General features: G+C 48.8%; 18 protein-coding genes, 2 tRNA genes and 2 pseudogenes. 14 read left to right on the top strand and 8 right to left on the bottom strand.

All coding sequences use genetic code 11. The features are described 5' to 3' along the window. Positions 1-223 precede the first annotated feature (223 nt). Both EB241_RS06130 and EB241_RS06125 read right to left on the bottom strand, forming a co-directional pair. Positions 224-299, bottom strand: a tRNA-Asn gene (locus EB241_RS06130). Between the two features lie 313 nt (positions 300-612). Beyond that, positions 613-2,064, bottom strand: coding sequence for an AMP nucleosidase (locus EB241_RS06125; protein ID WP_124232320.1), 1,452 nt, complete (start codon positions 2,062-2,064; stop codon positions 613-615). Between the two features lie 224 nt (positions 2,065-2,288). On the opposite strand from EB241_RS06125, the gene EB241_RS06120 reads away from it, so the two are divergent. Both EB241_RS06120 and EB241_RS06115 read left to right on the top strand, forming a co-directional pair. Then, positions 2,289-3,716: a hypothetical protein gene (locus tag EB241_RS06120; RefSeq protein WP_124232319.1), complete on the top strand. Its 1,428-nt coding sequence runs from the start codon at positions 2,289-2,291 to the stop codon at positions 3,714-3,716. Further along, positions 3,713-3,919 carry a hypothetical protein gene (locus EB241_RS06115; protein ID WP_124232318.1) on the top strand — a complete coding sequence of 69 codons (207 nt, stop codon included), beginning with the start codon at positions 3,713-3,715 and terminating at the stop codon, positions 3,917-3,919. Before EB241_RS06120 ends, EB241_RS06115 begins: the two co-directional genes overlap by 4 nt. Before the next feature lie 91 nt (positions 3,920-4,010). Here EB241_RS06115 and EB241_RS06110 read toward each other — a convergent pair whose 3' ends face one another. Continuing rightward, entirely contained in the window at positions 4,011-5,147 is a 1,137-nt protein-coding gene (locus EB241_RS06110) for an MFS transporter (RefSeq protein ID WP_124232317.1), read from the bottom strand. Positions 5,148-5,561: 414 nt separating this feature from the next. On the opposite strand from EB241_RS06110, the gene EB241_RS06105 reads away from it, so the two are divergent. After that, a complete protein-coding gene (locus EB241_RS06105; RefSeq protein ID WP_124232316.1) occupies positions 5,562-5,786 on the top strand; it encodes a hypothetical protein in 225 nt (74 codons plus the stop codon). 790 nt (positions 5,787-6,576) lie between these two features. On the opposite strand, the gene EB241_RS06100 is transcribed toward EB241_RS06105, so the two are convergent. Then, a complete protein-coding gene (locus tag EB241_RS06100) occupies positions 6,577-6,900 on the bottom strand; it encodes a hypothetical protein (RefSeq protein ID WP_124232315.1) in 324 nt (107 codons plus the stop codon). A 656-nt stretch (positions 6,901-7,556) separates the two neighbouring features. Between EB241_RS06100 and EB241_RS06095 the strand changes: the two genes are divergently transcribed. The 4 genes and pseudogenes from EB241_RS06095 to EB241_RS21340 all read left to right on the top strand — a co-directional run. Continuing rightward, positions 7,557-8,459, top strand: coding sequence for a pyridoxal-phosphate dependent enzyme (locus EB241_RS06095; RefSeq protein WP_124232314.1), 903 nt, complete (start codon positions 7,557-7,559; stop codon positions 8,457-8,459). A gap of 571 nt (positions 8,460-9,030) precedes the next feature. Then, a complete protein-coding gene (locus tag EB241_RS06090; protein ID WP_124232313.1) occupies positions 9,031-9,519 on the top strand; it encodes a hypothetical protein in 489 nt (162 codons plus the stop codon). Beyond that, positions 9,519-9,692, top strand: coding sequence for a PAAR domain-containing protein (locus EB241_RS20865; protein ID WP_158612386.1), 174 nt, complete (start codon positions 9,519-9,521; stop codon positions 9,690-9,692). The genes EB241_RS06090 and EB241_RS20865 overlap by 1 nt, the downstream gene beginning before the upstream one ends. Then, positions 9,685-10,660, top strand: a pseudogene (locus EB241_RS21340) (IS3 family transposase); the annotation flags it as partial. The gene EB241_RS20865 and the pseudogene EB241_RS21340, both read left to right, overlap by 8 nt. Positions 10,661-10,771: 111 nt before the next feature. Here the strand turns inward: EB241_RS21340 and EB241_RS06070 are convergent. Both EB241_RS06070 and EB241_RS06065 read right to left on the bottom strand, forming a co-directional pair. Beyond that, positions 10,772-10,847, bottom strand: a tRNA-Asn gene (locus tag EB241_RS06070). 343 nt (positions 10,848-11,190) lie between these two features. Next, positions 11,191-11,850, bottom strand: coding sequence for a hypothetical protein (locus EB241_RS06065; protein WP_124232310.1), 660 nt, complete (start codon positions 11,848-11,850; stop codon positions 11,191-11,193). Positions 11,851-12,558: 708 nt separating this feature from the next. Between EB241_RS06065 and EB241_RS06060 the strand changes: the two genes are divergently transcribed. Then, positions 12,559-13,263: a phosphohydrolase gene (locus EB241_RS06060; RefSeq protein ID WP_124232309.1), complete on the top strand. Its 705-nt coding sequence runs from the start codon at positions 12,559-12,561 to the stop codon at positions 13,261-13,263. A gap of 653 nt (positions 13,264-13,916) precedes the next feature. On the opposite strand, the gene EB241_RS06055 is transcribed toward EB241_RS06060, so the two are convergent. Next, complete coding sequence (locus EB241_RS06055; RefSeq protein WP_124232308.1) at positions 13,917-14,201, bottom strand: hypothetical protein; 285 nt, start codon at positions 14,199-14,201, stop codon at positions 13,917-13,919. 243 nt (positions 14,202-14,444) lie between these two features. On the opposite strand from EB241_RS06055, the pseudogene EB241_RS06050 reads away from it, so the two are divergent. Then, a pseudogene (locus EB241_RS06050) lies at positions 14,445-15,420 on the top strand (IS30 family transposase). A 569-nt stretch (positions 15,421-15,989) separates the two neighbouring features. Here the strand turns inward: EB241_RS06050 and EB241_RS06045 are convergent. Further along, positions 15,990-16,646, bottom strand: a complete 657-nt coding sequence (locus EB241_RS06045) for an epoxyqueuosine reductase QueH (protein ID WP_124232307.1) — start codon at positions 16,644-16,646, stop codon at positions 15,990-15,992. A gap of 168 nt (positions 16,647-16,814) precedes the next feature. Here EB241_RS06045 and EB241_RS06040 point away from each other — a divergent pair, with 168 nt between their 5' ends. The 5 genes from EB241_RS06040 (at position 16,815) to EB241_RS21765 (ending at position 20,437) form a co-directional block, all read left to right on the top strand. Further along, the gene (locus EB241_RS06040; RefSeq protein ID WP_124232306.1) at positions 16,815-18,257 is read left to right on the top strand and encodes a DNA cytosine methyltransferase; all 1,443 of its coding nucleotides are present in this window, start codon (positions 16,815-16,817) and stop codon (positions 18,255-18,257) included. 118 nt (positions 18,258-18,375) lie between these two features. Continuing rightward, a complete protein-coding gene (locus EB241_RS06035) occupies positions 18,376-18,846 on the top strand; it encodes a very short patch repair endonuclease (protein ID WP_124232305.1) in 471 nt (156 codons plus the stop codon). Between the two features lie 138 nt (positions 18,847-18,984). After that, positions 18,985-19,251 carry a hypothetical protein gene (locus EB241_RS06030; protein WP_124232304.1) on the top strand — a complete coding sequence of 89 codons (267 nt, stop codon included), beginning with the start codon at positions 18,985-18,987 and terminating at the stop codon, positions 19,249-19,251. A 17-nt stretch (positions 19,252-19,268) separates the two neighbouring features. Further along, entirely contained in the window at positions 19,269-20,180 is a 912-nt protein-coding gene (locus EB241_RS06025; RefSeq protein WP_124232303.1) for a DUF808 family protein, read from the top strand. A 125-nt stretch (positions 20,181-20,305) separates the two neighbouring features. After that, positions 20,306-20,437 (top strand): hypothetical protein, encoded by a 132-nt coding sequence (locus EB241_RS21765; protein WP_267431742.1) that lies wholly within the window; start codon positions 20,306-20,308, stop codon positions 20,435-20,437. The last annotated feature ends 544 nt before the right edge of the window (positions 20,438-20,981 follow it).

Below are 20,981 nucleotides of genomic sequence, written 5' to 3'. Positions count from 1 at the left end.
AGAAAATCTTAGATAAAAACTTTTTCCAAGAAGATTTGGATTTTCAAATATCAGGTGGGGACATCTGAAATAGAGTTATCCTCGCTTTAAAGCGCGTTATTTGCCCGCAAAAGGGTATGGCTTTGAGTGGTTTTTAGTGAACGAGGATGAACGACCGAAGAGAGATAACCAACTGACTGAAATGCAAAAAGCAGACGTCATGGAACGTCTGCTTTCTTTAATATGGCTCCTCTGACTGGACTCGAACCAGTGACATACGGATTAACAGTCCGCCGTTCTACCGACTGAACTACAGAGGAATCGCTTGAACGGGGCGCATGATATCCAGAGTACCTCAGGATGTCAAAGCCTGTTTTCACCGACCCCGACTGATTGTTGAATAAATCAGCATTCAGATTGTGTTACATCAGCCTGTCCGCTCCGACGATAACGGTAACGTTACTGATAAAGCGCCCTGCGTCGTTCCGGGCCGGGTTTTAAGCACTTTTAACGTTATGGCGTTATGAAAAAAAACGTCGGGGCTGCTTCTGACACCACGTCGGCAGATTTGCGCCGAAGCAGGCAGAAGCAACGTTGTCATTTTGGTGAGTCATGGGGCAGACGCCCCGCATTTTAGCGAAACGGTGGCTCATCAAAGCTGCGTAGCTTGCGTGAATGCAGCCTGTCGCCTTCGGCGCGCAGCAGATTAATAGCACAGATGCCGATTTGCAGATGTTCTGAAATAGCCCCCTCGTAGAAACGATTTGCCTGGCCTGGCAGCTTGATCTCACCATGTAGCGGTTTATCGGAAACACACAGCAAGGTGCCGTACGGCACCCGAAAACGATAACCCTGTGCGGCGATGGTGGCACTTTCCATATCTACTGCCACCGCGCGGCTGAGGTTAAAACGCAGCGCTGAAGCGGAGTAGCGCAGTTCCCAGTTCCGGTCATCTGTGGTGACTACCGTTCCGGTGCGCAGGCGCTGCTTGACTTCCTCGCCGGGCATACCGCTTATCTGGCGGGTGGCATCAAACAGTGCCCGCTGAACTTCCGCAATACTGGGAACAGGAATATCCGGTGGCAGAACCGCATCCAGCACATGGTCGTCACGCAGATAGGCGTGAGCCAGAACGTAGTCACCAATGCTCTGGCTTTCACGCAGCCCGCCACAGTGACCAATCATCAGCCAGCTGTGCGGGCGCAGTACGGCAAGGTGATCGCAGATGGTTTTGGCGTTTGATGGACCAACGCCAATATTAATCAGTGTAATCCCCTGACCATTTTTGGCGATCAGGTGCCATGCGGGCATTTGGTGGTTTTTCCACGCCAGACCGGAGATAGCTTCCATGGGATCCGGCGTGTCAGCATTAACGTAAATACTGCCTGCACAGGAAAGGGCCTCATAGGGCGATGTGGGGTCGGCAATCTGTTCGCAACTCCAGCGGACAAATTCATCGACATAGCGCGTGTAGTTAGTGAACAGCACATAAGACTGAAAATGTTCAACTGGCGTGCCGGTGTAATGACGCAGCCTGGCCAGTGAGAAATCCGTGCGCAGTGCATCAAAGTGTGAAAGCGGAAACGCTTCGCCTGGCTGGAAAATACCGTCAGCGTTTTCATCACCGATTTGCGCCAGCTCTGGTGTCGGAAAATGCTTTGCCAGCCCGGTGCTCATGCTTCGCTCCAGCCCAAGATTGGCACCGTCAATCACATAGGGAAAGGGAATTTCCTGCCCGGAGGGATGTACCTCCAGTCTGATTGGATATTCACTGCTCAGAATCTCTAACTGTTCGTTCAGATAGTGGCGGAACAGGCCGGGCCGGGTCACCGTGGAAGTATAGTCACCCGGCCGGGTAAAACGACCAAAAGCCCGGGAGGTTTTATGGCTGACTGCATCACCCTGCCAACTGACCCGCAGCGCCGGATAAACGAACAGACCTTCAGCACGCGTTGCTTCATCCGGCAAGGTACCGTCCTGGATATAGTTATTGATGGCTGCACGCAGCGCGTTAACCGACGCTTCATAGAGGGACTCCAGCTGGTCCAGCGCTTCCGCTACCGATAAATTTGCAGGCTGATTCATTTTATTTTCCTCATTATAATTTTCCAGAAGATATGTTAACTGAAAGTGAAGATAAGCGCCTGCCGACAAAAATCTCACCAGCTATGACAACAGGCAGTAACAGAGGTTGTCAGTCAGTATGGCAGCAGCCGATGCAATATATAAGGGAACATCCTGTTAGCAGGGCAGGTAATTCTTATTATGGGGAACAGATATACCCCCCGTTAATCCCATAAGGAAGCACGATGATCGCTAAATTTACCTTACCCCCCCTTGCTGAACTGGTGAGGCTGGCGCACAGTCCGCAGACTGATACCAACTGGTCTGATTTCATTCGTCACTATACGGCAGACGAACCCGTTGCGACAAAATACGCGCTGAAAAAGCTCTACGGTATTATCAACAGACAGCTCTTTCAGCAGCACTATGCCGGGGCGCGCCATTGTCCTGAATTTTATGCGTTGCTGACCGCCATCCACCTGATGAATCAGAAATATAAATTCTGGCATCAGAATTTTATCGATCTGGAAATAGAAAAATCACTGGTTAAGGATTCACTCAGTGCGTGGGATTACTTTGATGCCGGACGGCACCAGGTGGTGGAAGGACTGCCCGCCGGTTCGCTCAATGGTAATGAGAAGCTGGATTTCTATCTTGCGTTTACGCAGTTCCTGAACAGTCAAAACAGCGAATACAGCGAAGCTGAAGAGATGACTGCTGAACTGGATTATTTTGTCGCTGAATTTATGCGAACCGTCCCCAGAACCAGAAATGATTACACACTGCCTGCAACCTTGCTGGATGCGGGGTTGTCGACGGCGGTGGAGGAATTAATTCAACTGGCTGAACAGGTGAAAAATAAGGTGTTGGAGGGGGTCAATGAGTCTGAAACCGATCCCGGTAAGGCGATGTTTTCTGCTGTGGCGAAAAATGCCTGCCTGCACGAATGTATTAATCATGCCAGTCATCACATCAACGCCTCACAATCGGTGCCAGGGCCCCTTAACGCCTTTGTTGCTGAACATTTTGATGATCTTTTGTCTTACTCTGCCAGGCGAGGCGGGATTGAGGGCGTTGGTGGTGTTATCAGCGATGTCAATGTCCCCAACAGGTTATGTAAAACGGTCAGGGTTTGCCTGATGCTACATGCCTTGGACCGCCCGGCCGGAAACGTTATCCAGACCTTTCGTCGCCTTCAGCTACCCTTTGAACAGAACGTGATGGCTGGCATTTTACTTTTCCACAGTAAACATAAAATTCAGATTAAAAGAATAGACCGTGGAGCGACCAGTAAAGTCTGGAGTTTATGGCAGGAACTGGAAAAATTTGTTGGAAAAACCCCGGATGTTACTGATGAAAAAGTACTGTTTGATGCGGTGCGACAGCAAATTACATTATTTCCGCCGGAATTATTAAAATATCTCTGCTCTTTTTTTTCTGCGGTAACCAGTCTGCCAGACGGGCCGCAACTACGCAGTGAAACACTGGAAAGTTATTACCGGGCAAGGGCAACAAAATGGATGGCGCACAGGGTTATCTATCGCCTCGCTGTCAGCCTGCCGTTCAATCAGTACCGGGTGTGGAATCGTTTATTCTGCCTGCAATTACGCAAAAAAGTTGCCAGTAAAAGACTGCTGATGAAGGGAACGAACCAGGAGATATACCATGTGTGACTCAGTGGTTTGCCCGATTTGTCGCGGCGAGGGCATTGCAGAGTATGAATGTGAAAATTGTGCGGGAACAGGACGTGAGCCGACAGAAGATAATCATCATGGGCAATGTCACACTTGCTATGGTGATGGCGTGGCGGAGCAAATCTGTTTTAAATGCTGGGGCGCCGGATCTTACTGACGCACGGCAACAGATGCTCCGTTGACAGAGGCTATGCCGGGCAGCGGCGTCCTGCCCGGCATCACTTGAGCGTGATAAGCACTGGTATATTGCTGCCACCATCGGGCAACGCCTTGTCAGCTCCGCGCAGCCGATTTAAGCAGGTTTCTGATGCGAAATGACAGAAATGCGGCAAGCATAATCAGCCCGGTCACAAAAATAAAGCCATCGGCAATGGTACTGTGGTGGGCGATATAGCCAATTAACGCAGGACCCGCTAACACACCAACGTAGCCTAAGGTAGTGACGGCAGGGACAGCCACCATCTGAGGCATGCTGGTTTGCTTACCAATCTGCGTAAACATCACTGGCACCACATTGGCACAGCCGAGGCCGATTAACAGATAGCCCGCGAGCACCACGGAGAGCATATGGCTGTTAATCACCATGATGAAACCCGCCACCGCCGTTATACTTCCTGCCATCACCACTTGCAGCGCGCCATATTTCGCCACGATCCAGTCGCCACTGAGCCTGCCTGCGGTCATTGCGGTGGCAAAGGCAGCAAATCCAAGGCCCCCCAGCGTATCAGGAAGATGGCGGCTTTCTACCAGATACAGCGCACTCCAGTCCAGCACGGTGCCTTCTGCCATAAAAAAAATGAAACAAACCAGGCCAACAACCAGCACGGTCCCCTTTGGTATGGCAAATGCAGGTCCCTCCGTCGGGTTTGCATAAGGCAGTAGACCTTTATAACTGAGCACCAGCAGCAGCAAAACGAGGCAGATGACAATGAGTGTTGCGGTAACAACATTGAGTCCACTGCTCATGAATCCTGTCATCATTCCGGCACCTGCGATGCCGCCCACGCTGAACATGCCGTGAAATCCCGACATCACAGGTTTTTCCGATGATTTTTCAACCAGTATTGCCTGAATATTCATCGCACAGTCAGTGATGCCGACGCCCACACCAAAAACCAACAGGCTGAGTGCCAGCAGTACGGGGCTGGTGATAACTGCCAGAAAGGGAACGGAGATGATGATAATGCCGATCGCAACGGCGATAACGCTTCGACAGCCCCATCGTGAAGTCAGGGGACCGGTTAACGGCATGGCGATAATGGCCCCAAAGCCCAGACAGAGTAACAGTGTACCCAGCAAGGCTTCATTGACGCCGGTATTCATCTTTGCAAAGGGAACAATGACCGCCCAGGTTGCTGTCACTATACCCGCGATAAAAAAGACAATGCGTGTGGATAATTTTTCATTCATGTTAATGCCCGAAAAAGAGTCAATAAGCCGCTAACTTGAGGGGGATGACGGTCATCAGACTGGCCTGTACGCCGCTGGCTGTCACTCTTGGGTCGAATTGTCGTTAATTCCCTGCGACAAAGATAGCCAGTAGTGGTAACAAATCCAGTTTTTTAAGCCAGTAAGCTGATGCCAAATGGGGATTATATCAGCTCATTGGAAAATAGGGGGAAGCGTTCTGAATGACAAAAAGAACATCGCAATGCCGCGTTGACAGACCACATCTGACACGAAAAACATGCCCCAAAAAGCGCCAACACCCGTAATACTGCCCGTTAACAAGGTGACCGTGCGACGATGACGAGACTGAAATCAGTACGTCACGCGACAGAGAAAACGCCTTTGAACCACAGCCTGTAAAAAAACCAGACGTGCATGAAGGGAAAAGATGCTGTCTCTGTGAATCGGGCTCTCACGGCAAAACGCCTCCGCTTGCCTGCCGAAATCAGGCAATTCCTTCCTGAAAAGATATGCCCTGTCCAACATATCCAGCAGGAGCAGGATCGGGTTGCAGCCGAACTCAATAACGGGGCGGAAAAGATACTGACATTCGAAACATCTGAAAAGATTATTGCCAGGTATGTTGCATTGACAGATTAAATATACAACGTTTTTTAATATGCCACTTTTGTCATTAACCCGCTTCAGCTCCTTGTGGAACAGGCGGATCTGAGCCTTTGCATCTGACCGGGCTATCCTGGTGGAAGAGTCCGGGCTGTAGTGCTGTATTCAGGCTTAAAGCCGTGGGGGGATATCAGGACGCGTTGTTACGCTGGAAACAGAATGGCCGCGATCGATAGCCTCCTGACCGCTTCGATTTTAAGATCTTCTGGATAACGCCTACTGCTTATAGGCAGCTATTTTAGGCCATCTTAAGCGACTCTGAAGCATCTGTTAAACCCGTGGCGAGTTATGACATGTACTACCGGGGCGGCGATAACACTTAACGTAACAATGTGGACTGTTCAGAAAAAGCAATCTCTGAAATGATGAAGGACCCTCTGCCAACAAGCGTACTGCTGGACGTTGCTTTGACAATGGTACTGATGAAGAGATGGCAGAATCCATCAAAACCGCAATGGCACAGATTCCGGGGCATACCGGGATCTGTGCCTGATGCTGTTCGTGTTGGCCATGGAACCATTAGGAGTTGATTAACTACCGTATCCTTATCATGTAGGGCGTTGGCAGGTAAGAACGATCGGCGCATGGCAGATGAGCAGGATCCTGTTCGATAATGACGACGAAGAACAACATACAGGGCACGCTCAGCAGATCAAAGACACTGACCGCCACCTGACTATGAAAGCAACAGCCATTGATTTCCCGGGCCAGTTCAACCTTTGCCTCGACAAATGCCATCAGTACAAAAACGGCAGAGTTTCAGACGTCAGACAAACCATGGAAAACTGAGTGCCTGAACGGCTACAGATTCACTAACATTGCCATAACGCGCTGTGCCCGTGGTCCCTGGTTTTTCTTTCCAAATCATCCGGTCATTCTCCCTGTCGCAACAAGCAGCAGAATCAATCTGACGCAGAACAAATAATACGAATGCACGAATTTCTGGAAAGAACCTTTCCTGTCGGGTATGGATCTGTGGCGGTATTACAAACAGCCAGTTTCCAGAGTCAGTAAAAAAGGTGAGCGCAATTACATTTATTGCAGGTGGAGTAGATCTTTGGATTGAAAATACAATTTGTTGATCACCCAATATAGTCGCTTAAATTTTAATGGTGTAAAAATTAAAAAAAACAGCCAAAAATTTTCTTCCGCGCTACAGATGTCTTATCAGAGCTCGTCAGGTGTGAAGATAAAAAACGTGAAGCATCGTATCGTGGTTATTGATAATAACCGCTTGCTGATTCTTAAAACTTTAACAGGGGGGTATGCAGGCTTATATGTAGGGAGAATAGTCGTTTCGCCAGAGCGTATATCGCACCATAAAACGCTATCGGGGTAACGGGCACAGCTAACAACCGCTGGATTTATTACACCGCATCTTTTTAAATAAGCATCGCGCGGTCCAAAAAGTGTCCGGCTCTCAGCCCTGAAATGTCGGATACGATAATGCCTGCCATTACTTTAGCTGCTATTCAAAGGCGGGTTGGCTGTTCCTGGTCATCAAATATCAGTGACACGGCCAGTAAAAATTGTGCACGGCGAGGCCGAATGTGAATAAGCTGCATTGTGCGGAGGTTGGGTCATCTCTGGGCAAAAAGCAGAAGCACAGTTAACCTGTCTGTGCCCAACTGTAACCAAGCTTTTTATAAGCCGTTGTATCCACGCCTTTATGCTTTTACCCCTTATAATACATCTTTCTTTTGGTCTGCCACCCTGTTACCGGGGAGAATAATAAGGAGCAAAATCATGGAAATAGCTATCCGTACCCCACTTATACACTCACTGCCATTAAGTCAGCATTGCGGGTGTAACGTATGGCTTAAAATGGAATCATCTCAGCCGACCGGGTCGTTTAAGCTCAGAAGTGCAGGGCATATTTGCTGCTATTACGCAGAAAAGGGAGCAATGGCATTTATCAGTTCATCGGGAGGTAATGCAGGTATCGCGGTGGCACACAGTGGTCGCAAACTGGGGTTGCCGGTAACTGTGGTTGTGCCGGAAACCACGTCAGTCAGAGCAAAACAGCTTATTGAACAGGAAGGCGCCAGGTTGATTGTGCATGGCAAAGTGTGGAGTGAGGCGAACGATTTCGCCCTGTCACTGGCGACGGATAAAATCATCTGTGTGCATCCCTTCGATAATCCACTGTTGTGGCAAGGCATCAGCACAATCGTGGATGAAGTTATCAGCGAAGGCGTACGACCTGATGCGGTTATTCTGTCCGTCGGCGGCGGCAGCATGCTGTCCGGCATAGCTCAGGGGCTGGAAAAACATCAGCTGAGCGATATCCCGCTTTACGCCGTTGAAACTCATGGGACGGCTTCTCTCAACGCCTCGCTTGAAGCCGGTAAGCTTGTGCGTCTTGATAAGGTCAGCGGCATAGCTACGACGCTGGCCGCAAATCAGGTGTGCAAAAAAGCGTTTGAGGTGGCCAGCAAACTGGATGTCAGAAGTATGCTGGTTTCTGACGCGGAAGCGCTGAGTGCCTGCCGGCGCTTTCTTGATGACCATCGCGTGCTCACTGAACCTGCATGCGGTGTATCGCTGTCAATCCTCTACGACAGAAAAATCAGGGTTAACCCTGCTGATAATGTACTGGTTATTGTCTGCGGTGGGGCGTCGGTCACCCTTGAAGGGATTGCGGGCTGACAGACAAATAATATGATTCTGTCAGGGTTCATACGCAAAGGGACGCTGGCGAACTGCACGCCTGATCAACGTGTTATGCGTGTGAATTTAGTCCGCTTTTGGCACCGATCGGATCGTCAACATAATTTGATTCAAACTGTGGATCGTCGAGGGTGCGGCGCTTATGGTAATGACGCGCTGTGCAATACTTTGTTCAGATGCTTTTCCTGTAACCTTATGACGGCTGTCGCCGTATTTTTTATGGATAAATCCATTTTCAACAGGGGCAGGCCGCTGTTAGCGGCGTGATAATGTAGACCAGTCACCACGGCGCTACTGTGTGAGAACGTGCTTTTTGTTGTGATCCGGCGTAAACGGGATGAACAATTCCACTGCATCAGGGCGAAGTCGTGCGCCGGCACATGAGCGTCAGCTCATCAGACAGTTGTTTTCAAAAAAGTGTTTTTTCATATTTTCTGAGAAAAACTACTTTTTTGATCCTGAGCAAGGTAACGGGAACTTCACTTTTAAAGTCAAATTTATGGCCAGGTATCCTTGCGATGCCAAAACCTTTAAATGACAGGGAAAGAGAATGGAACCTCAATATATCAATGAACTCCCCCCCGAACTGCTGGTAACAATGAATCAATCAGCGTTTACGGCACAACGACGGGCCGTGATGAATGATGATGCATGTGCGCCCGTTGCTGTGCACGAAGATTTCAGGCGTCATCACCACGTTATTGCTATCTGCCGTCTTGCCGTTGAAGGAATTCTCACCCGTGATGGCAGCATAGTTAAAACAGCAACGACAGGTATTGAGATTGAGGTCGCTTCGGGTAAAAGACTACAGGTCGTACAGACTCAGGATGAGGTGGTTTACCCTGACGGGAGTAAGGCAAAAATAAACAGTGGTGCGGGTCAGGCGGGCCATTTTGCCAGTGGTCGCAGCATTGCACTGGTTGGAAGTCGCCTGAGTAATGGTGATGAGATCATCAGTACGCCGCAAAAAGCTGGAATAATAACAATTCACAAAGATTTACCTGTGCCGGATGATTTTCTTGTTGAAGAGGTTGTCTGATGGGTTACAGAGCCAGTGTCAGTAACGCCAGTGGCTGGGCACTACACGGGGATAAAACCTCTACGGGGGTTGTTTGTATCGCCACAAAAAGCGATGACCCGGACTGTGGTAAATGGGTATTACAGGTGGGAGACGGGACAACCTGTAGTGGCACACTAAATTTGGTCACCTGAGCAGATTGAAATACGCGAGTTGAAAAAGAGACTTCAACGCGTTGAAATGGAGAGAGATATATTAAAAAAGGCTACCGCGCTCTTGATGTCAGACTCCCTGAGCCGTTCTCATTAGTTGAGAAACTCAGGGTGCCGTTTCCAGTTGTGCAACGTGTTTGAGGTTCATCGCAGCAGCTATAAATACTGGCGGCAGCCAAAGAAGCCTGATGTCACACGCGTGGCATTACTCAGTCTTATTCGTGAAAGCTGTCGCGAAAGTAATGACTTTGCAGGTGCACGCAATATTGCCGCGATGGTCACCACCAAAGGCGTAAAGCTGAGCCGCTGGTGGACAACAAAGTTGATGAAAGAACTTACTTTCATCAGCTGTCAGTAGCCTGGCCATCAATATAAAAACGCGTCTAAGGAACACGCAGAGATCCCCAATTATCTGGAACGTCAGTTTGCAGTAACAGAGCCTAATCAGGTTTGGTGCGGTGATGTGACTTATATGTGGACGGGCAAACGCCGGGCTTATTTAGTCGTTGTGCCTGATCTGTTCTCCCGCAAACCGGTTGGCTGGGCGATGTCATTTTTTCCTGACTCAGTACTGACAGCGAAAGCGCTGTCCATGGTCTGGGAAGCGCGAGGAAAGCCCACTAATTTGCTGTACCACTCGGATTCAGGTAGCCACTATACCAGCAGGAATTTCAGACTGTTACGAAGGAAATATCAGATAAAGCAAAGCCTGACTCGCCGCGAAAATTGCTGGGAAACAGTCCAATGGAACGTTTTTTAGAAGCCTGAAAACGGAGTGGGTGCCGGATAATGGATACGCTAATTTTAGCGAAGCCAGCGCAGCGATAACGAATTATATAACGGGATATTACAGCCAGCTCAGACCTCATCAATATAATGGTGCTCTGGCGTCAAATGAATCAGAACGATTGTTGTGGAAAAACGCTAAAGCCGTGGCCAATTTTTGTTGACCACTTCACTTCGAGTGGTTTTTAGTGAACGAGGGTGAACCTGAAGAAGGGGGTAACCAACTGATAGAAATGCAGAAAGCAGACGTCAGTGAACGTCTGCTTTCCTTAAATTGGCTCCTCTGACTGGACTCGAACCAGTGACATACGGATTAACAGTCCGCCGTTCTACCGACTGAACTACAGAGGAATTTTTTCAACGGGGAGAATATTAACGGCAGAGTTGAGTACTGTCAACTTTAAAATACTATAATATTCAAATGGCTATGTTTGAATCATTCCGCATGAATAGTGAGCAACTGAGCGTTATTTAATGAATAACCCGCCCAGCATTTTGCCAATGAGGATATTGTCACTCATCGCCAATGCCAGCGGGCGCAGAAGACAGACAGCCCTCTGGGGTGAGGGTAAAAAAACCACAGACAGAGCGAAGCATTTTCGGGCGGATATCCGCCGCCCGAAAATGCGTTTTGCAGGCATGCCCAGCTGTGGCAAAGAGCTTTTATTGCTTATGGTAAAGCAAAACAGAGGTTCTACACGCGTGTGAACTCAATTACCCAGACCCATGGATTCACTTCCCAACTCTTATCACCGTATTGCCTGGCCCAATGTTGGCGATAGGTATCCTTGGCACAGGGCACTTTGCTGTGTGAGGAAAAAAAATCATTCAGGAAGTGCGAGTCGGTTTGTACACCTTCTGCCATCACATCCTCTTTGCTGATATCCTGAATTCTTTCCAGACGGATATTCTTTATTTGCAAAGTGATCCGGCTGGCCCAGCGAGGCATATGTATACCCGCCTGCCAGCCAAAAAATTTGTGCTCATCTTCGCCAGTGAAAAACTGGCCGGTGTCAGCACGATACTGACAGTAGTCCGCTGATTTAAACCGATCGGGAGTGTGCTCGTATTCCGCTATATCCTGTTGATCGATCACCGGTCCACGCCAGGTTTCTCTGACCCACAGACGATCGCCAGGCTGACCATAAGGGCAGCGGTCACTCAGATTTCCCATGCCGATTACACGTCGACCCTGTAACTGATTATTCACTACATCGATACCATAACAACCTTCGTGGTTATCATAACCAGGACCTAGCAGCTGTGACTTCATAATGCGCCGGGTTTGGCTTTGTTTTCCTGAGAGCAACGCTCGCACCCGCTGACTGCTAAACAAAATCGGGCGTTCTTTCATGCTAAAACCTCTGTTACTTATGGAAATAATGCACAGTCTTAAGAGCCTGTTCCACAACGACTATCCCGCCTGTCATCATGAGCATGGCAGAGTTTACACAATGTTTTTTCCGTGCGTGCGGCCTGAAAATTGGCTATTGCCATTACGCCTGATGGGAAAAACTGCAGAAAAAACAATATAAAATAATCCGGGTGGCAGCCCGGTTGAGAACACCAAAAGTTTTTATAAATGCATATGATTTTACATTTCTCAGAAGTGACAATTACCCTATAAATTCAGGTAATAAATGACACAATATTTACGGTGGTTATCAGGAATTCCTGTTAAAAAACAGGAAAAGATTTAACATAATTTTGCTTACAATAATTTACATCTATAACAAATCATTAAACCTCTTAATATTAGTCCATGAGCAAAATCCTCTCCACTACCGCAATAAAATTAATTCTAACTTAAGACGCAACAAAATGCAGACAACCTACTGTGATAGGTGTTTTATTCCTTTTAAGCGTTTACTCCCAGATTAGTCAAATAGTTTTCACGCGTCAGCAGGTTATTAAAATAATAAATATGTTGTGATTTCGTTAAAATTAACGCTATAAGCATTGGGTGGATCTCGTTTCGACCTCTTGGCCCGTCTTCTGCAACAGAGTGGGCTTGCTGTTATCCGCTGAAATTTCAGGTAGTTTTTATAATAAGGAGTAGTACATGACACTTATTCACTGGCAAACACGTTTTGAAGACTGGTTGCTTGAGAACTGGCCGCAGGATGACAAAGCGCATGATATCTCGCACCTTCGCCGTGTGTGGCACAGCGCGCAGCAAATTCTGAAAAGCATGCCTGCGGATGAGCTTGTCGTGCTCACCGGCTGTTATTTCCATGACATTGTCAACCTGCCCAAAAACCATCCTGAAAGACATCTGGCTTCTGCCAAAGCCGCGGTGGAAACGCGCCGCGTCCTGTTGGACGTGTTCCCTGACTTTCCGATAGAAAAGCATGATGCTGTAGTGCATGCGGTACATGCTCACAGTTACAGCGCGGGCATACCAGCTGAAACAACGGAAGCTAAAATCGTACAGGATGCCGATCGCCTTGAGTCTCTGGGAGCGATTGGTCTGGCGCGGGTATTTTATGTTTCTGGCGCACTGGGACGTTCCCTGTTTAACAGCGATGATCCGCTGGGGCGCAAGCGCCCATTAAACGATGCAGAATGGGCGTTGGACCATTTTCAGGAAAAATTGCTGAAATTACCGCAAACCATGCAGACTGCTGAAGGGCGGCGACTTGCAGAATACAATGCCGGTTTTCTGGTGACGTATATGGCGAAGCTGTGCGCTGAGCTAAAAGGGGATCACTCTGCTCTGGACGAAGAGGTGTTAAACGGGTCTTTTTATAATACGCATAAAATGTAAATGAGTCAGGGCGCATTCTCGACATGCACCGACCCCTACCGCTCCTGCTGGAGATCGGCTTCCATCCATTCGCACAGCCAGTACCTAAGGCCGCAATCTTCTTTTTGGTTGCGTCCGACGGTTTTCAGGGACGCTTACCCCTGTTTCCGAATAACATTTGCCACCCACGAACACCTTTTGCATTCGTCCGCTACAGAACGGCTTCACCGTAAGCCGTGACAGAAACACAAAACCGCTCGCCACCTCTTACTATTTCAACTTAAATCAAATCGGTTAAGTCTTTCTTCTTCAATGCACAGCCCCGGTTGCTGATAATATCCATCAAGGCACGGTATCATGTATTTCCGGTGTATTCAGCGGCCTGTACTTCTGGAGAAATATTGCCAGCATGACTTCAGCAGGGAAAAAATAGTCCTCCGGGTGATTTGTTTTTCTGATAACAGCGCTCTGCCGCATTGCGAAAAACGGCGCATCCGGTTTATTACCCGCAAGGTCATACTCATACCGCCGCAACCAGTGAACGGTATGTGTTACAGCTTCTGTCGCTTTTACAGACAAAAAGTATGTTTTGGTTGGCAGACGAATAATTAACAATGGTTGTCTCCAGCCACGTTTTTCCGTCTTTTACGTGCATAATCATCTTCGCAATACTATTAGCAGCCTCCCGTGCAAGCGACGGGAAAATTCGTATACAGCACCTTTTTACCAGGGTGGATAACGTGTCTCCACAGGAACTTTTGCGCAATGATGATCCTGGAATAAGTTCGTTTTACTTTTATGGCATGGACACTGAAAAAACTACCTTGTCCGTTAAGTTGGTTATCCCGCTCGTAAAGGACAATATTTTCTCCTGGGGGGGTAATATCGCCCTGAGTTTTCATAACAATATCGGAAAACAGAGGTTCTGTTGCCTCGTTTGCGAGATTAAGTGTCATCATTATTTTTGCCCTTTATATCCTGCCGGTATTTCAGGTGACGGTAGCGTGTGAATTTACCGATCCCCCTTTTTCTGCTATCGCAGTGACACTCAGCTCCTCCCTTGAGGAGGGTAAAGTATGTCTTCTGTGACCCTAATTATTAATTATGGTTTGACTTATTTTGATAAGTTTATGGACATGACTGTAGATTCAATTGGGCAATGCAACAACCATGTGAAACATGCGGTTGCCGAGGATCATTGGATAAGGCGCACATTTACAGCACAGGAAAAAGTGTTTTTTTGACCGGTGGAAGAGCGGGATCGGCTTTAGTGAGATAGCCAAAATTCTGGATTCAAAACCTGGAACAATTTTTACCATGCTGAGAGATTCGGGGGGATAAAAACCAGTGGTCGAAAGCGGGCTGTTGCTCATCTGACGCTGTTTGAGGGTGAGGCAATACGAGCTGGTCTGTCAGCCAAAATGAGCATTTGTGCGATCGCTACAGCACTGAATCGTGCCCCTTCGACAATCTCACGGGACGTTCAGCGAGGCGCTATTACAAAGCGGTTGATGCTAATAACCTGGCTAACCGAATGGCTAAAAGACCACACCAAGCCTGCTGGATTAAAACGTGCAGCACACCCACCTGAATGTTAAGCATTTGCGCCGTTCGCACAGCCGTCGACACGGCAGACACCATACCCGTAAAGGAGAAAGAGGAATAATCAATATTGTGAATCGAACGCCAATTCATGAACGTTGCAGATATATCGACAACAGGCGCTCTTTGGGCACTGGGAGGGGAATTTAGTCTCAGGAACAAAGAATTCTCATACCGCCACGATTGTAAATCGGAAATCACGCTATACGTTCATTCTCAGATTAAAGGGGAAAGATGCGGCGTCGGTGAATCAGGCGCTGACGGATAAATTCCTGAGCTTGCCGCCTGAACTCCGGCAATCACTGACATGGGACAGAGGAATGGAACTGACCTGGCATCTGGAATTTACCAGTAACACAGGAGTGAAAGTTTACTTTTGCGATCCTCTGAGCCTCTGCAACGGGGAACAAACGACAGCACTAATGGTTAATTCGACAGTACTTTCCCAAAAAGACGTGTTTTGCCCAATATAATCAACAGGAGCTTGATCAGGTTGCAGCTCAGCTAAACAACATACCGAGAAAGACACTGAAATTCAAAACAACGAAAGAGATAATTGAAAAGGGGTTGCGTTGACGGGTTGAATCTACAACTTCATTTTTTAAGAAGACGCTCGATGCGTATAATAAGCCCGAAGATTCGAATAATTTCAATTGGTTAGATTATTTACGCCTTCCCGAAGTTAAAATAAAAGGAAGGGTTCTGAACGAAATTATCAATGGCGAAACACCATAATTACAGAATGTAGCGCAGATACGGTATGGGGACGGCTGCTTTGTTGCTTCAACCGCCTTTAAGGGGAATGCAGGAATTAAAATCATTGCGTCGCAGACAGACTGTCCTTGTGGCTATTGAGCAGGTTCATATGATACGCAAAGAGCAATATCAACTTCCGCAAAAGGATGGATTGTCACCAGAGGAACCATTTTATCCGTTGGCTGCCTGAAAAACAGTCAGCACGATTCTACTGTGCTGTCGTTATTAATGCGACAGAAGCTGTAAATTTGCTGAGGCTTTGTTTCGACGGTTACATAGCCAGAACACATCATCAAAACCCCACCTGAATAGTGCGATACGATGGGGATATAAGGTAAAAACAGCAGTCGATCCGTCACTGAGCCAAATCAGATGCTGCAATCAGAGGTTTATTTTTGCTCATCGCCATAGTAGAGCTGCCCCAATTTGATTAACGGGCGTCCCTGGCTTTTGCGGTGCAGGTTGGAATCACGCAGAGAATAGACACAACCACAATATTCCTGCTGATAAAACCGCTCTCGTTTGCTGATCTCAATCATCCGGGCTGAACCGCCGTTTTTCCGCCAGTTGAAATCCCAATAGGTCAGTCCCGGATAAGGTGCCGTGGCGCGAATGCCGCACTCGTTAATTTGCTGCATATTCTTCCAGCGGGAGATGCCAAGGCAGCTGGTGATCACCGGGAAACCATGTTCGTGAGCATAGAGCGCGGTGCGTTCAAAGCGCATATCAAAGCACATGGTGCAACGTATGCCGCGCTCCGGTTCCCATTCCATCCCTTTGGCACGTTCGAACCAGTTGTCGGTGTCATAATCGGCATCGACAAAGGGCACGTTGTGCTTTTCCGCAAAACGGATGTTTTCTTCTTTACGCAGCAGATACTCTTTCTGCGGATGAATATTTGGATTATAGAAAAAGATGGTGTACTGAATACCGGAAGCCTGAATAGCCTCCATTACTTCGCCGGAACAGGGCGCACAGCAGGAGTGCATCAGTAATTTATCAGCATTGTCGGGCAGGGTGAGCAGCGGACGTGAGATCTCGCTCATGGCGTCAGACTCCATATAGTCAGTAAAAACTGCGACAGTGTAGGATGCAAAGCAACAGAAGTCACGCCAGGCGTCATCTGCCGCTTTGCAATCCCGTGAGAGGAACGCCTGGCGCGCCAGAGATGAAGTGATAGACTACGCCGGTCTATTTCTGATAACCGGATGATTATGAGCGAGTTTAACCGCATTACCGTGCCGCCAGCAAAAGAGATTCATCAGCAGGGTACGCCTTCCGATCGGCATCTACGTCTGATGGCACAGGTACTGGAAATTTATGATGCCAAAGCGGTTGCTGCGATGCTGACTGCGGGCAGCGTGCAAAAATGGACGCGTGAAGCCTTGAACCGCTGGCAAAAAGAGGGCTCTGCGGCAAAACCGTTAAGTGAGCATGAAGTGAGCCTGCTGCAAGGGTTGTTGCCATCTCCGCCTGCCCATCACCCACGTTATGCTTTTCGTTTTATCGATCTGTTTGCCGGTATTGGCGGTATTCGCAGTGGTTTTGACGCGATTGGAGGGCAGTGCGTATTTACCAGTGAATGGAACCGGTATTCGCAAAAAACCTATAAGGCCAACTGGTATTGCTGTCCAGACTCTCATGTTTTCAATCAGGATATCCGCGATGTCACCTTGAGCGGCGATCCCGCTATCAGTGAACAACAGGCCTATCAGCATATTGATCGCGCCATTCCCGATCATGATGTATTGCTGGCCGGTTTTCCCTGTCAGCCATTTTCCCTGGCGGGCGTGTCAAAAAAGAACGCATTGGGCCGTGCCCATGGCTTTGAATGTGAAGCGCAGGGGACGTTGTTTTTTGATGTGGCGCGAATTATCACCGCCAAAAAACCGGCGATTTTTGTGCTGGAAAACGTGAAAAACCTCAAGAGTCACGATCGGGGAAAAACCTTCCGTATCATTATGGACACGCTGGATGAACTGGGTTATGAAGTTGCCGATGCCGGAGATAACGGCACCCCCGATCCAAAGATTGTCGATGGTAAACATTTCCTGCCCCAGCACCGGGAACGCATTGTGCTGGTGGGTTTTCGCCGCGATCTGCACCTGCCGACGTTCAGTCTGAAGGCGCTCGCCAGCCTTTACCCTCAGCAGCGCACGCTTCTGCGTGATTTGCTGGAACAAACGGTGGAAGATAAGTATATCCTTACGCCGACGCTGTGGAAGTATCTCTATAACTATGCGAAGAAGCATCAGGCAAAAGGCAATGGCTTTGGATACGGGCTGGTCGATCCCCGGAAAGAAAACGGTGTGGTACGCACGCTGTCGGCTCGTTATTACAAGGATGGATCCGAGATCCTGATTGACAGAGGATGGGATCGGGCGCTGGGTGAAACTGATTTTGATAACCCCCTTAACCTGCAGCGACGGCCCCGTCGGTTGACGCCAGGCGAGTGTGCAAGGTTAATGGGCTTCGAAACACCGAACGGGAAACCGTTCCGCATTCCGGTTTCTGATACCCAGGCGTATCGCCAGTTTGGTAACTCGGTGGTGGTGCCTGTTTTTACCGCCGTGGCAAAACTGTTGCTGCCGTGGATTGAACAGGCGGTGCAGGCGCGCCATGCCGCCGCCGCATTGTGTCAGCCAGACCGGAACTGACCGGGAGCGACGCACCGTCAATCAGCAAGGTATGTTCAGGCAGGCTTGCGTGTTGCTGAGTCAATCAGTGTGGTTTGCAAAGCTCGCAAGCGCGACTGAGCCAAAAAAGGGTGATGCTATGGCTGATATACACACTTCTGCCGTTCGCAGTAAAAATATGCGTGCAATTCGCACCCGTGACACTGCCATTGAAAACCGCCTGGCGGAGTTACTGGTGGAACTGGGACTCAGCTATGACGTGCAGGATAAAACGTTGCCGGGAAGACCAGACTTTGTACTGGCACAGTATCAGACTGTCATCTTCGTTCATGGCTGTTTCTGGCATCATCATCACTGTCACCTGTTTAAAGTTCCCGCGACCCGCACTGATTTCTGGATGAATAAAATTGACGGCAATGTTGCGCGGGACAGGCGTGACATCGCGGCACTGAGCGCGGCGGGTTGGAAGGTCCTGGTGGTGTGGGAATGCGCACTGCGGGGTAAAACGCGTCTTGAGCAGGTTGATATCAGCACGAGACTGGAGGAGTGGATTTGTGCCGGGGAGGGCAATGGCGAAATCGACGCTGAGGGGATACGACAACGGCTGTAATAACATGCATGGGTGGCCCACCTGTGCCAGAGCGGACAATCGCTTGCCGAGAATTTACGCTGATTGCCACATAATTTGCATATTCAGTACATAATTGCTTAGATCACCTTTTCTTCCACCTTCCTGTCCGGGTAAGCAATGGCCAGTATCAAACTTACGGTAAGGCGACTGTATAAAATCAGCGGTGAACGCATGGTTGGCACCGAGGCTACCGCACGTATTTTTGTTGGCGATACGCTGGTGGCAACAGAAGCGATCTCTGGTATGACCGAAAGCCCGGTAAGCAAATATCTGCATCATCATGAAGCGGAAGGGCAGCCAGTGAGAGTGGAGTGGCAATGTGACGGCATTGCGGATATGGCGGTGGCAGAGATGCAGATTTGTCCCTGTTGTCAGCATGACTAACCTGAAGGAAAACGATTTTGGCAGGAAGTAGTTTACTCACCTTGCTCGATGATATTGCCACGCTGCTTGATGATATTTCAGTGATGGGGAAAGTGGCAGCAAAGAAAACAGCTGGTGTGCTGGGTGATGATCTTTCGCTGAACGCACAGCAGGTCAGCGGGGTGAAAGCTAACCGCGAGTTGCCCGTAGTGTGGAGCGTGGCGAAAGGTTCCTTTCTTAACAAACTAATTCTGGTGCCGCTGGCTCTGGCGATCAGCGCGCTGGCGTCATGGGCGATCACGCCGTTGTTGATGATTGGCGGAGCCTATCTCTGCTATGAAGGTATGGAGAAAGTGGTTCACAGCCTGCAAAAAGATAAGTCAGAGAAAACCGATGAGGCGCGGGAGCAGCGGTTGCGTAACGTCGGTAGTGAGCAGGCGGCGGCCTTTGAAAAAAAGAAAGTCAAAGGCGCTGTTCGTACCGATTTTATCCTTTCGGCGGAAATTGTTGCCATCACTTTGGGCGTTGTTTCCGAGGCTCCGCTGTTGAACCAGATAATCATCCTCTCCGGGATCGCCATCCTCGTGACCGTTGGCGTCTACGGTATTGTCGCCTGCATTGTAAAAACAGATGACCTTGGGCTGTGGTTACAGCAAAAATCCTCTGGTCTGGCAAAAGCTATCGGCGGCGTTCTGCTGGCAGCCGCCCCGTTATTGATGAAAGTATTGTCGGTTGTGGGTACGCTGGCAATGTTTCTGGTAGGGGGCGGAATTATTGCCCACGGCATTCCGTTGCTGCATCACAGCATCAGCCAGTTAAGTGGGCATGACAATGGACTGACCGGTGCGCTGATAAGCAACCTGTCCGGCATGGTGCTGGGCATGGTGGTGGGAATGATGGTGGTGCTGCTGGTCAACGTGATTGCCAGGGGACGTGGAAAATCAGAATAAAGGCTGGCCCGGCAAAGGCGGCTGCACCGACGGCAGTGGCCGAAATGTATTAGCACGACGCTGTTTTCGTGCTGTGCCATTTACGGCTGGCCAGACAGATTATATTAAAGCGACAGGATGAGATAATGAAAGACGATATTTTTGAATTTGATATTGACGCCGAGCTGGAACAGGCTGAAGCAAACGCGGAAAAAAAAGCCAGTGAAATTCCTGCAGATTCAGGCGATGAAGCCGATTGCGAAGGATGCAAAATCTGAGTAACGACCGGAAGTGTTCAGCAACTCATACTCAGTAAGCCCAGTCATCGCCCCGGCATCCCGTTGATAAGAGGATGTCGGGGCGATTTTTTCTGCCTTTGGTGACGCACCATTTAAGATAAACGCGGGCGGACAGCATCGTACCTGCCTGAAGCTGTTTTGCTTTCCCCGTGCAGGTTGCCATCAATGTTGCTGTTTGATCCCCCGCCGCTGCCGGCCTTCATCAGCAAAAATGTAAACAACCTGTGGCATCTGCACTGCTTATCGTGACACGGATGAAATTTAATAACGCGAAGTGATAATAAAGCCAGCGTAATCACCCTCAGTGCATAATTTGTATTACAGGCAGCTGAGTTAAATGCTGTCAGCATGCGATCTGTTTACAAAAAATACTACAGCATTGCTTCAGAAAAAATTCATTAACGCCGTGCATCAGCGTAGGGCTTCGCTGGCTGAAAGCGGCCAGTATCTTCATTAGAATCAAACAGATGCTTTTCTGTTTCTGTTCTTTGGTTATTATTTTATATGCAATAACTAATATTTT

It is taken from the genome of Erwinia psidii, assembly GCF_003846135.1.
GTDB lineage: Bacteria > Pseudomonadota > Gammaproteobacteria > Enterobacterales > Enterobacteriaceae > Erwinia > Erwinia psidii.
The sequence above is the reverse complement of the archived record's forward strand: the minus strand, read 5'-3'. Positions and strand labels throughout refer to the sequence as shown.

Coding starts and splice junctions, on each gene's coding strand:
- EB241_RS20865 (WP_158612386.1), top strand. CDS start 9,519: ATGGGTTACAGAGCCAGTGTCAGTAACGCCAGTGGCTGGGCACTACAC.
- EB241_RS06055 (WP_124232308.1), bottom strand. CDS start 14,201: ATGATGACACTTAATCTCGCAAACGAGGCAACAGAACCTCTGTTTTCC.
- EB241_RS06120 (WP_124232319.1), top strand. CDS start 2,289: ATGATCGCTAAATTTACCTTACCCCCCCTTGCTGAACTGGTGAGGCTG.
- EB241_RS06065 (WP_124232310.1), bottom strand. CDS start 11,850: ATGAAAGAACGCCCGATTTTGTTTAGCAGTCAGCGGGTGCGAGCGTTG.
- EB241_RS06060 (WP_124232309.1), top strand. CDS start 12,559: ATGACACTTATTCACTGGCAAACACGTTTTGAAGACTGGTTGCTTGAG.
- EB241_RS06095 (WP_124232314.1), top strand. CDS start 7,557: ATGGAAATAGCTATCCGTACCCCACTTATACACTCACTGCCATTAAGT.
- EB241_RS06090 (WP_124232313.1), top strand. CDS start 9,031: ATGGAACCTCAATATATCAATGAACTCCCCCCCGAACTGCTGGTAACA.
- EB241_RS06045 (WP_124232307.1), bottom strand. CDS start 16,646: ATGAGCGAGATCTCACGTCCGCTGCTCACCCTGCCCGACAATGCTGAT.
- EB241_RS06125 (WP_124232320.1), bottom strand. CDS start 2,064: ATGAATCAGCCTGCAAATTTATCGGTAGCGGAAGCGCTGGACCAGCTG.
- EB241_RS06040 (WP_124232306.1), top strand. CDS start 16,815: ATGAGCGAGTTTAACCGCATTACCGTGCCGCCAGCAAAAGAGATTCAT.
- EB241_RS06110 (WP_124232317.1), bottom strand. CDS start 5,147: ATGAATGAAAAATTATCCACACGCATTGTCTTTTTTATCGCGGGTATA.
- EB241_RS06030 (WP_124232304.1), top strand. CDS start 18,985: ATGGCCAGTATCAAACTTACGGTAAGGCGACTGTATAAAATCAGCGGT.
- EB241_RS21765 (WP_267431742.1), top strand. CDS start 20,306: ATGAAAGACGATATTTTTGAATTTGATATTGACGCCGAGCTGGAACAG.
- EB241_RS06105 (WP_124232316.1), top strand. CDS start 5,562: ATGAAGGGAAAAGATGCTGTCTCTGTGAATCGGGCTCTCACGGCAAAA.
- EB241_RS06035 (WP_124232305.1), top strand. CDS start 18,376: ATGGCTGATATACACACTTCTGCCGTTCGCAGTAAAAATATGCGTGCA.